General features: G+C 65.6%; 2 protein-coding genes and 1 pseudogene. 1 reads left to right on the plus strand and 2 read right to left on the minus strand.

The window, feature by feature from the left end; translation table 11 throughout:
• A pseudogene (locus AC1VAN_RS22185) lies at window positions 1-103 on the minus strand (DUF72 domain-containing protein); the annotation flags it as partial.
• Window positions 100-543, minus strand: coding sequence for a VOC family protein (locus AC1VAN_RS22190; RefSeq protein WP_480986789.1), 444 nt, complete (start codon window positions 541-543; stop codon window positions 100-102). The gene AC1VAN_RS22190 and the pseudogene AC1VAN_RS22185, both read right to left, overlap by 4 nt.
• A 110-nt stretch (window positions 544-653) precedes the next feature.
• On the opposite strand from AC1VAN_RS22190, the gene AC1VAN_RS22195 reads away from it, so the two are divergent.
• Window positions 654-1,272, plus strand: a 619-nt coding sequence (locus tag AC1VAN_RS22195; protein ID WP_480986790.1) for a serine hydrolase domain-containing protein, incomplete at its 3' end; no start/stop codon positions are given.

Raw genomic sequence — 1,272 nt, forward strand, 5'->3', positions numbered from 1 at the left:
GGATCAGTCCTGGCGGATAGAAGGCGCCCCCACGCCATTGCGGGAACACCCAGCCGCCGATACCGCAGCGGACCGGCGCCGCAGACGCTTGCCGTGCCGTCATTGCGTGTGTTCCGCTCGCCATGGATCGTAACTGCCGAACCACCACAGGTAGCCTTCCGGATCGGCGCAGGCATAGCCACGTCCACCGTAGGCCTGGTCGGCAATGTCGATGACRATGCGCGCACCGGCARCCTTGGCCCGGGCATAGTGGGCGTCGACATCGGTGACGATCACGCAGGCACTCTGGGTCTGCCGGCCGCCGACTTCATCGGGCATCACCGCCAGCTTGGCCCATTCGCCGCTGTTGCTGGCAGATCCAAGCATGATCATGCCCTGGCCGAATACCAGCTGCGCGTGATGCACCGTATCGCCGTCGGCATGCACGGCCTGCGCGTGGAAACCGAACGCGCGCTGCAGCCAGTCGATGGCCGCCAGCGCATCGCGGTAACGCAGGCACGGAATGATGGTGGAGCCGTTGCTGCTCTGGCCGTTCGCACCCATGACACCCCTCCTATGGCACAGGGCAGGCTGCACCCGTGGCCGTTACCATCGCGCGAAACCCCGGTGACGGCCTGCACATGGCCGCTACCCCTGTTCGGAGATGGTGCTGGATGAAAACCTGGATCGGAGGAGCCGTGCTGCTTGCGTGCACGACCATGGCCAATGCGGCGACCCCGCAGCAGCTGCAGGACCTGGATGCGACCGTGGAGCGCGTGCGCGCGCAGTTCGACGTGCCCGGTATCGCCGTGGCCGTGGTCAAGGACGGGCAGGTGGTGCTGGAACGCGGCTGGGGCGTGCGTGAGCTGGGCAAGCCGGCGCCGGTCGAGGCCGATACCCTGTTCGCCATCGCCTCCAACACCAAGGCCTTCACTGCCACCTCGCTGAACCTGCTGGCCGAGGACGGCAAGCTGAAGATGGACGACAAGGTGATCGACCACCTGCCATCGTTCCGCATGTCCGATCCGTTCGTGACCGGGCAGATGACGATCCGAGACCTGCTTTCCCACCGCAGTGGCCTGAGCCTGGGCGCAGGCGACCTGCTGTTCTGGCCGACCACCTCCTACAGCAATGCCGAAGTCGTGCAGCGCCTCGGCCAGGTGCCGCTGAAGGGCGGTTTCCGCGAGCGCTATGCCTACGACAACATCCTGTATGCAGTCGCCCAGCAGGTGATCGAGCACATCTCGGGCATGAGCTACCAGCAGTTCCTGCAGACACGCATCTTCGACAAGG

It is taken from the genome of Stenotrophomonas sp. 05L44_2 (assembly GCF_056665995.1).